This is a genomic window from Methylobacterium sp. J-070, assembly GCF_022829385.1.
Taxonomy (GTDB): Bacteria; Pseudomonadota; Alphaproteobacteria; order Rhizobiales; family Beijerinckiaceae; genus Methylobacterium.
In genome coordinates this window covers 1-9,545 of sequence record NZ_JAKSXX010000215.1, presented here as the reverse complement: position 1 = coordinate 9,545, position 9,545 = coordinate 1, and the positions used below count along the sequence as shown (strand labels likewise).

The following is a 9,545-nucleotide window of genomic DNA, read 5'->3' as shown; positions in this document are numbered from 1 at the left end:
AACCGCGTCCGGCCGCATTCGTCCCTGGGCTATCGGCCGCCCGCGCCTGTCAGCTACCCGGATCTGGCCTTCCGGCTACCCATCGCCGCCACCATGCAGTAGCCTCTCAATCGGCTCGGTCCAAAATACCGGTCAGGTCACATCGTACAATGGAGGAGAACCGAGCGCGCGGTAAGATCGTGGTGCTGACGCGTTGAGCGCTTCGACTGCCGAATCGCGCGACGGCAACTTCAGGATCTCGCCGGCCCTGGTGATCGTCAGCCCGTGGCGCCAACCGGCAGTGGACCCCGATACCGACCATGTTGTGAGCTTGTCCAGCCTCTTAGACACCCAGCCAAAACTAAATGCCGCAACAGAGATCGGCGGCTGTATTTCGCGCGCTCAGCAGCACCGATCTTAGAGGTATCGACGCCGTGCTCGCCATGACCCCCAGTATGAAGCAGACAGGAAAAACAAATCATGGTCGATGTTTTGATGCGTAAGAATTACTCGCGACTTGGCATTTCTAAGATGGCTTCTGCGTGTACCGTCGGGATCTACCTGCTGCTCGGCTCGCTCGTTGGCGGTCCTGCCTTTGGTCAGACCGCATCCTCCGCGGAGGGGGCGAGCCAGCTCCCTGCGGACTGGCGGGATGTCAAGGATGGGGTCGGCGGCTATCCCGCGGGGCCGATGCTCGAGATCGCCCTGCGTCGCACGCACTCGGACAAACTCGAGATGTTCAAGTGGCGCTCGGAGTTCATTGCGATGCTGAGCGCGCAGCCGGGCCCGCTGGTCGAGCGCGAGTGGCGTTCGATCTGGGGCCGTCCCGAGAACACGGGCGCAGGCACCTGGACCGGTATGACGTGGTGGGAAAATCAGCAGCGCTGGCAGGACATGGCCAACATGCTGTTTCCTACGCCGGCCGCCGAGAAGTGGCTTCGCACGCTCGACATGACGCTGATTTTCGTGAAGCCGCTCGACAACAGTTTCGACCTTCGCACGCTAGCTCAGTCCGGCGGTCAAGTGCTCGAACTGGGCTTACTTGTCTTCCCCATATCGGGCCCAAACGCGGTCTCTGAGAAAGATCCCGCCGCTCAGGCCTATCTTGATGCTCTCGAGAAAAACGATGCCAAGACCTATCGATTTGCCATCTACCCCAATCCGGCCGGATTTGATGGCCCTTTCACCGTGGCTTACAACAAGAATGGTCCGCCTGCCACGACCGGCGAGAAGTGGTTCGTCTATATGGCGAGTTACCCCTCGGCAGAGGCGCGTACGCGGATTCAATCGATTGATGAGGTCCGTCGTGCGTTCGACGCTATCACGGATGCTACGGTGAAGGAGCATTCGGACATACAGGTCATGACTCGAACGACCTCGCAGGTGTGCATCAAGAAGACGACCCATGCGTGCTCACTCGACCCGGACGACTGCCATGTCGGCGTGATGGGGAGCGGCGATACCTGGGCCGCAAGCTGCAGTGAGCGCCCTCAGCCGTGTGCGACGGCTTACGATGTCTGTTCCCAGCTCTCCCCCAGGACCTGTGATGCGGTGGGCGGCAGCCGCGTCGATGCATGCCGCTGATCCGCTCGCCCCTGATCCGAGGGACTCCTAGTGAACAGCCTCGCTCGACGAGAGCGAGGGCCGTGATGCTGCGCGCCGCCGATGGGAGAGCCGTCGGCAGAGGTCGCAAGCGGGGGCCTTCGGCGCGCAGGCCGAAGATCACTGCTGGGTTCGCCGAGACGCTCGGCGGCCGGCGATGTGGTAGGCGGACGGGACGCGTCAGTCGCCAACTGTGACCATCTCGCCCGACGGATCGCCGGCAAAGGTCCAGATGCCGCTCTTGCGGAATGTCGACCCGGTGCCGAGCGTGTCTTCCATGTACAACATGTACGTGACCAAACCGCCCTTGAGTTTCGCGTGCACGGCGAAGGGCGACACGAAGACCTTGTCGAGGTTCACGGAGTGGACCATAAAGCTGCCGAACATGGCGACGTTCTCGTCGTCGCCGAAGATGTCGCGGATGTCGAAGTCGTCGATCGTCCAGAACGTGTTCAGAGTCCGGAACGTCGAGAGTATCCCCTCGCGTCCGTTCCGGTGCGTGCCGGCCCAAGGCATGAGTTTCTTAAGTTCGGGGTTGTCCCAGGTCAGCGAGATGTAGACCGCATCCTCCGCCATCAGGCGGTCCACGACCTCGGGATCGGTCGCCCCCTCCAGCAGTTCCCGGACGACGTCAATGCTGCGGCGGCTCATGTCCCGTCCTTTCCCGATGTTCCTCAGAATGCCCTCTCTGAGGGCGACTTCGTGGACGAGACCGCCCGAGGTCGTTCCAAACCTCCTTCACGTCGATCCGGCGGGCCCGATCCGTCACCGCCGGGTGTGAGCGATCGTGGGCTCACCGATCACCAGGGCCGCGGACCAACCGCCTGGGAGCAAGTCCAGCATCGATACAACTCTGGCGGCGGCGGACCGAACCGTCTCCCAGAGCGTTGTAGACGGCGATCCACGATCCCAAGGTTTTATGCGATCCTCAGATGTTCTGTAAGCGGCCTATAATGAGAAAGTGTTTTGCCGATATGGGACGATGACGCCTGATTTGAACGCCCTGCTGATCTTCGCGCGGGTTGTCGAAGCCGGTGGCTTCTCGGCAGCCGCGCGGCAGTTGCGCATGCCGGTCTCAACGGTCAGCCGGCGCGTGGCGGATCTCGAGGTTGAACTCGGCATCCGTCTGCTGGAGCGCTCGACGCGCCGGCTGCGCTTGACCGATCTCGGCGCCGCGGTGCTGGATCAGGCCCGCCGCGGCGCCGAGATCAGCGAGGCGGTCATCGGCCTGGTCTTGGACCAAGCCACGCACGTGTCGGGCGTGCTGCGCATCGCGGCGCTGCCGAGCCTCTGCGATACGCTGATGGCACCGCTCGTCGGCGCCTTCCAGGCCGAGCACCCGGACGTGCGCGTGCAGGTGATCGTAATCGAGCGCCACGTCGACCCCGTCGCAGACGGCATCGACCTTGTGCTGCGCTACGGCGCGCTGGCGGACTCCGCGCTTGTGGCGCGTCCGGTGCTGACTTACCGCCACCAGCTCGTAGCGAGTCCGGCATACCTCGCGCAGGCCGGCGCGCCGCGGGCGCCGCAAGACCTGCACCGGCACCGCCTGCTGGCATTCTCGATCGGCCGCCCGGACCACAGCTGGGTTTTGGTCGGCGCGGACGAGCGGCGCGAGACGGTGTCCTTCCAGCCGCACCTGACGATGAACGACTACGCCGGCTTGGCCGCGGCCCTCGCGGCGGGCGCGGGCATCGGCGGGTTGCCACCGGTGGTGCAGCCGCAACTGATGCGTGCAGGCCGGCTGGTCGAGGTCATGCCGGACTGGCGCTTCCGCACGTTCGACCTGTCGCTGGTGCATCTCGGCCACGCGCACACGCCGCGACCGGTGCGGCTGTTCCGGGACTTCGCCGCGCGCACGGCGCCGACCCTGTTCCCGAACTTGCCGGTATGAGCTGAGATGCAGTCGGTGCCGGTTTGCTCATCGCCGGGCGACATCTGCGCCATGACCGCTTTCGAGCGAAACATCCGAACTCGCGGATGACCGCATCGGGCGCGAAGCGGCCGGCGGGAACTGGCCGTTAGCAGAATGACCGCTCCGGAGGAGGCTGCCCGGAAAGGCGGACGGCCTCTTAATGAGCCATCCCGGACGCTGAGAATGTCCCCTTCAAGTGCATTCGAAAGAACGCCAACCCAGCGCCGCGCGACCGCGAAGGCGAGCACGGTGTCGTAGAGCTTGCTCTCGGCATAGGCCTGCGCACTGGCCCAGGTTCGCTTGATCCAGGTCAGGTCGTCCAGCGATAGGCGCACGCAGTGGTGCATGCCAGAGGAGAGATAGACGAGCCGCTGAGGCCGCTCGATCAGCGCGGTTAGCACGTAGGGCGCCATCACGTTGATCGCGAACACCTGCGGAAGACCGTCCGCCGTCTCGACGCGCTTCGGCTTGCGATAGCCAATGCCGACGTTGTGGATGACGGCGTCGAAGCGGCCGAGCCGGTTGGCTGCGTCTGCGACCGCACGCATGCCGGCGAGCGGCGCGACGTCGCCCTCGACGACCGCGTTCGCTTCCGGCAACCCGCGGCGCTCGTCCTCTGCGCGCGTCGCAGTGCGGGCATGAAGCACGACCTCGTGCCCCTGCTCGGTGAGGAACTGGCCGGCGATGAGCCCGAGACCGTCGGACGAGCCTGTGATGAGGATGCGCGACATCGGTGAGCCAGTGCTCCACGGTTCGGTGATAAAGCTGTTCTTCCCGAACGACAGGATGCGGATCGTCTGAAAATCCGAGGCCTCGATGGTCCAGAAGGTCCAGGGCGCGGCCGGCCGTCCAGGCGAAGCGCACCCGCCCGCGGGAGCGCGGGGCGAGGTGCTGGTCGAAGCGCATGCCCAGCATTAGCGCCATGTCGACCTCGCCGTTCGCCCTGAGAGTCTGGAGGTCGGCCGTCAGGGCGACCTGCATTTCCAGGATCAGGCGCGGGTAGGATCGATGAGATCCACGGAATGCGGGAGCCATGTCACCGCGACAATTTCAACCACGCCAAGCCGGATGAGGCCGGACACGGCGTCGCCGCTGCCGATCCGCGTCCGGATCTCGCCGCAGGCTGTGATGGCACGCACGGCTTAGATCCGGAGTTCCCGATCCTTGGCGGTCAGCCGGCCCCTGATCCGGAGAGCCCTCAACAACTGTCAGCCGATGTTCAATGCTGCCTATGGGGTATGATTGACGGCACCGTGGCCGGGGACATCCTTGCGATCAATCGGCGGCCGGGAAAAATGGGCCGCCGAACAAGTGGTTGGCCAGCCAATAGGCCTGCCGAGGGAACGAGGGAACGCCTTTGATCAGTCGCCGCACGTTCGCCGGTGCCGTCCTCGGCGCGCCGGTAGCCCTGCCGTTCCTCGCGCGATCTGGCTTCGCCGCCACACCGACGCATACACTGAAGCTAACCTTCGCCGACACGCAGGCGCATCCGCTCTATGCCGTTCTGAAGCGCTTCGCCGAGAACGTGAGCAAGCGGACCGACGGCGCCGTAGACATCCAAGTGTTCAGCATCGGCCAACTCGGCAGCGGCACCAACATCATGACCGGCATGCAGACCGGCATCATCGATCTCTGTGCGCATACCTCCGGCTTCATCGGCCCGCTCTTCCCGCGGTTTCAAGTGGTGGATCTGCCATTCCTCTTCCCCGATGCCAAGTCCGCCGAGCGCGTTCTCGACGGGCCGATCGGCGGCCAACTCCTCGACCTCATGCCCGCCAAGGGCATCTACGGCCTGTCCTACGGCCACTGGGGGTGGCGTGTCGCATCGACCGTCGAGCGAAAGGTGCCGGAGCCGGCTGACATCAAGGGGCTCAAGATCCGCGTCCAGCCCGGCGCGATCTTCGCGGCGATGTTCCGCACGCTCAGCGCGAACCCGATCGCGATCGACCTCACGGAAGTCTATCTCGCGCTGTCCCAGCGCACGATCGAAGCCATCGAGACGCCGATGATCTCGGTCGCGGCCGGCAAGCATGATGAGGTCGTGAGAACGATCAACACGACCAATCATGTCTACAACGTCGGTGTCCTCATGGCGAGTAAGGCCAAGCTCGACGCGTTGCCCGAGCAGGCGCGGAACGCGATCAGGGCGGCGGCCCAAGATATGACGGGCGATTGGCGCTCCACGATTGCGGCGGCGACCGACGAGACCGCCGCGCGTTTCAAGACGAAGGGCTTGGCGATCCTGCCGGTGGACCAGGACGCGTACCGCAAGCAGGTCGAGCCCGTGTACAAGCAGTTCCGCGACATCATCGGGCCGGACCTAGTCGATACCGTGATGAAGGAGGTCGGGAAAGGTTAGCCCCCGTGTCCGCCGGAGAGCCCACGCTGGCCCACGGTATGATTGAGCGGACGCCGACCACGCTCGCCCTGTCGCCCTACGCCGCGCTCCGCCTGTACGGCCGCGGGCTCGATCTCGTCGAATGGCTCTGCCGCGCCCTACTCGTCGCTGCGCTCGTCGGCGAACTCGGGATCATCCTCTGGGACATTACCGCCCGCTCGACGATCGATCTGTCGCTGTTGTGGGCGGACGAGGCCGCCAAGCTCTGCCTGACGATGCTTGCCTTAATCGGCGGCGCCTTAGCTTACCGGTCCAAGCATCACACCACCGTCGAGTTCGTACGCCAACTGCTGCCGGCCGGTTGGCGCGAGCCCGTCGCGATCGCGATCGATGGTCTCGTCCTCGTGACCGCGGCTACGGTTGGCTACGTCTCCCTCGACCTTCTATCGATCGCCGCGCTGTCCTCGACGCCGATTCTGCAGATCAGCGCGGCTTGGTTCGTCGTCCCACTCAGCGTCGGTATGGGGCTCGTCGTCCTGTTCGCGATCGAGCGGTTCGCGACGGATTACCGCCCTGCCCTCGCCTGGCGCACGCTGGCCGGCGTCGCCGTCACTGTTTCGATCGTGCTCGCCGTCACCGCGCTGCCGGACATTCCGCGCCCCGGCCCCCAGGCGGCGCTCGGCCTGATGCTGGTCCTGTTCTTCGCGGCCGTCCTTCTCGGTCTACCGGTCAGCTTCGCGATGCTGCTCGGCTCGCTGTTCTTCCTCCAACTGACCGGCACAGCGCCGTTGATTGCAGCAGCGCAGAACACCGTCGACGGGACGGGCAACTTCATCCTGCTGACCCTGCCGTTCTTCATCTGGACGGGCCTCATCATGGAACGCGGCGGAATCAGCCTGCGGCTGGTTCGTTTCGCGATGGCGCTCGTCGGCCATCTGCGCGGCGGCCTGCTCCAGGTCGTCGTCCTGACGATCTACCTCGTGTCCGGCATCTCCGGATCGAAGGTCGCCGACGTCGTCGCGGTCGGTTCGGTGCTGCGGGGCGAGCTGAAGAAACAGGGCTACGGACCGAGCGGAGCGCGGCAGTTCTTGCAGCCTCTGCGGCGATGTCGGAGACGATCCCGCCGAGTCTGGCGATGCTGGTCCTCGGCTCCGTCGCACCGATCTCCATCGGGACGCTGTTCATCGCCGGCCTCCTGCCCGCGGCCGTGATCGCTGTCCTCCTGATGATCCTGAACTGGGTCCTCGCCGTGCGCGAGGGAGCACCGCGCATGCCGCGCGCGACCGGACCCGAACTCGCCCTGGCGACTGGGGCGGCCGCGCTGCCGCTCGTCATGCCGGTTTTGATGGTCGTCGGCATCCGCTTCGGTTTCGCCACGCCGACGGAAATCTCGGCGGTGGCCGTGCTCTACGGCCTGATCCTGGCCTGCGGCTTGTACCGCGCCTTCGGGATGCGCGATCTCGTCCGGATCGTGGTCGAGTCCGGAGTGCTGTCCGGGATGGTGCTCTTCATCATCGCCGCGGCCGGCTCGTTCGCCTGGACGCTGACCGCGGCGAACCTGCCAGTCGCCTTGATCTCGCTCCTGCACGCGCTGGGCGACAGCCGGGCGGCGTTCCTGGTCGGCTCGCTCGCGCTGCTCGTCGTGGTCGGATGGCTGCTCGAAGGGCTGCCGGCATTGATCATCCTCGGGCCACTACTCATCCCCATCGCGGGCCAGTACGGGATCGACAGCATCCACTACGCGATGGTCATCATCCTTGCGATGGGGATCGGTATCTTCATCCCCCCGATCGGCATCGGCTTCTACATCGCGTGCGCCGTCGCCGAGTGCCGCATCGAGGCGGCCAGCCGGGCGATGATCCCCTACCTCATCGTGCTCGTCCTCGGCGTCCTCGCCGTGGCGTTCATACCCTGGTTCACGCACGCCCTGCCCAATCTCGTCGGATCGCGCTAACCCCATGACGGACGATACCTGCCTCGCACCCGATCCGGACGTGCGTCCCCCGAGCTTCCGGATGCCGCCCGGCGCGACCGACACGCATTTCCACGTCTTTGGTCCGAACCGCCTCGAGCGGCTCGTGCCGCAGCGCGACTACACGCCGCCGGAAGCGGCTGCCGCGAGCGCGCGCCGGCTGTTCGACGCACTCGGCATCGAGCGGATCGTCGTCATCCAGGCGAGTATCTTCGGGTCCGACAACCGTGATCAGCTCGAGGAAGGCGCCGCAATCGGACTACCGATGCGCGCGATCGTGGTGGTCGGTCCGGACGCCTCCGAGGCTGAAATGCGCGCCCTGCACAAGCAAGGCGCGCGCGGTATTCGCTTCATCATGGCCCATCCGGGCGGCCTCGATCCGTCCGGGATCGAGCGGGCCGCGGCCCGGGCCTTCGAGATGGGCTGGCACCTCCAGTTTCTGCTGAAGCCCGCACACCTCGTGGAGTTGGAGCCGCGCCTGCGGCGGCTTCCTTGCCCGGTGGTCATCGACCACATGGGGTTTCTCGCGCCCGAGCAGGGGCTCGAGCAGCCGGGGTTCCAGGCCCTGCGTCGCCTCGTCGAAGTCGGGACGGGGTGGGTGAAGCTGTCGGGCGCATATCGCCTGTTCCGGGGAGGCCCGCACTATCCGGAGCTTCGCCCGTTCGCTGAGGCTCTCCTCGCGCTCAGACCCGACCGTATCCTATGGGGGAGCGACTGGCCGCATGTCGGGTTGAGAAGCGGGATGCCCAACACGAGCGACCTCTTGGAGCTGTTCGGCTCTTGGGTTTACGACGACGCGGACCGGCAGCGTATTCTCGTCGAGAATCCGGAGGTCCTTTTCGGCTTTTGAGTTTGCAGAAGCGGGCATCAATTGAGATGTTCTGTGCTGCCGTTAAATGGGCTGCGAAGATGACGACAGATCATCTTGGTCGGGGCGCGCGCCGCAGTTGAGCACGACGGCCGACTTGCCCGCTGCCACGAAACGCCGGGCGAGGCGGCGGATGCCGCGCGGCGTGCCCAGGACGGCCCCCCAAGATCGATTGATCGACAGCGGACGACCCGCACGCACGCTCGATTTGATCCGGCGGGCGAGTGAGTGGGCATGATGGGTCTGCGGTCGCTGGCGCCTATATACGCGACGGTGTCGCGACCCGGGTGCGGCGAGAGCCGCCTGGCTCCCGACGCGTCCAGGTCGGATCTCACACGCGCGGATCATCACAGCCGGAGGTCGTGCACAGCGATCCGGAGCGGGAGGCAGGAGAAAGTCATGGACATCGACCGACGCGTCCTCCTGGCCGGTGCGGCCGCGCAGTTCCTGCCCGCCCGCGCCGCCTCGGCCGAGGATCGCCCCATCACCCCGGTCGAGGCCCGGATGAAGGCCGTCGTGGTCGGGCCGGATGGGGCGAGCCTCGCCGAGACCGACACCCCGACCCCGAAACCCGCCGAGGTGCTCGTCAGGGTTCGGGCCGCCGCCCTCAACCGCGCCGATCTCGCCGTCGCCTCTGGGCAGCCGCACGGCCCGACCGGCGGGCCCGGCGCGATCCCGGGGCTGGAGTGGGCCGGGGAGGTCGTGGCGGTCGGCGCGGCCGTGAGCGACTTCCATCCCGGCGACCGCGTCATGTGTTCCGGCGCCGGCGGCTACGCCGAGTATGCCGTGGCGGATCACGGGCGGACCCTTCCGCTTCCCGCGGACCTATCGTTCGAGGTCGCCGCGACCCTGCCGGTCGCCCTGCAGACGA

Annotated in this window: 7 protein-coding genes and 2 pseudogenes; 6 read left to right on the top strand and 3 right to left on the bottom strand. The window is 66.0% G+C overall.

The genetic code is table 11. The features are described from left to right. The first annotated feature begins 459 nt into the window (after nt 1-459). Complete coding sequence (locus tag MKL01_RS23085) at nt 460-1,563, top strand: hypothetical protein (RefSeq protein WP_243907514.1); 1,104 nt, start codon at nt 460-462, stop codon at nt 1,561-1,563. Nucleotides 1,564-1,761: 198 nt separating this feature from the next. On the opposite strand, the gene MKL01_RS23080 is transcribed toward MKL01_RS23085, so the two are convergent. Continuing rightward, nucleotides 1,762-2,232 (bottom strand): nuclear transport factor 2 family protein, encoded by a 471-nt coding sequence (locus tag MKL01_RS23080; protein ID WP_243907513.1) that lies wholly within the window; start codon nt 2,230-2,232, stop codon nt 1,762-1,764. A 331-nt stretch (nt 2,233-2,563) separates the two neighbouring features. Here MKL01_RS23080 and MKL01_RS23075 point away from each other — a divergent pair, with 331 nt between their 5' ends. Further along, nucleotides 2,564-3,475, top strand: a complete 912-nt coding sequence (locus tag MKL01_RS23075; RefSeq protein ID WP_243907512.1) for a LysR family transcriptional regulator — start codon at nt 2,564-2,566, stop codon at nt 3,473-3,475. Nucleotides 3,476-3,936: 461 nt separating this feature from the next. Here MKL01_RS23075 and MKL01_RS23070 read toward each other — a convergent pair. Beyond that, nucleotides 3,937-4,227: pseudogene (locus MKL01_RS23070) on the bottom strand (SDR family NAD(P)-dependent oxidoreductase); the annotation flags it as partial. A 258-nt stretch (nt 4,228-4,485) separates the two neighbouring features. Further along, a complete protein-coding gene (locus tag MKL01_RS23065; RefSeq protein WP_243907511.1) occupies nt 4,486-4,635 on the bottom strand; it encodes a hypothetical protein in 150 nt (49 codons plus the stop codon). Between the two features lie 218 nt (nt 4,636-4,853). Between MKL01_RS23065 and MKL01_RS23060 the strand changes: the two genes are divergently transcribed. The 4 genes and pseudogenes from MKL01_RS23060 to MKL01_RS23040 all read left to right on the top strand — a co-directional run. Further along, the gene (locus MKL01_RS23060) at nt 4,854-5,855 is read left to right on the top strand and encodes a TRAP transporter substrate-binding protein (protein WP_243907510.1); all 1,002 of its coding nucleotides are present in this window, start codon (nt 4,854-4,856) and stop codon (nt 5,853-5,855) included. A 38-nt stretch (nt 5,856-5,893) separates the two neighbouring features. Next, nucleotides 5,894-7,788, top strand: a pseudogene (locus MKL01_RS36265) (TRAP transporter large permease subunit). 61 nt (nt 7,789-7,849) lie between these two features. After that, a complete protein-coding gene (locus MKL01_RS23045; RefSeq protein WP_243907507.1) occupies nt 7,850-8,656 on the top strand; it encodes an amidohydrolase family protein in 807 nt (268 codons plus the stop codon). A 417-nt stretch (nt 8,657-9,073) separates the two neighbouring features. Further along, nucleotides 9,074-9,545, top strand: a 472-nt coding sequence (locus tag MKL01_RS23040; RefSeq protein WP_243907506.1) for a zinc-binding alcohol dehydrogenase family protein, incomplete at its 3' end; no start/stop codon positions are given.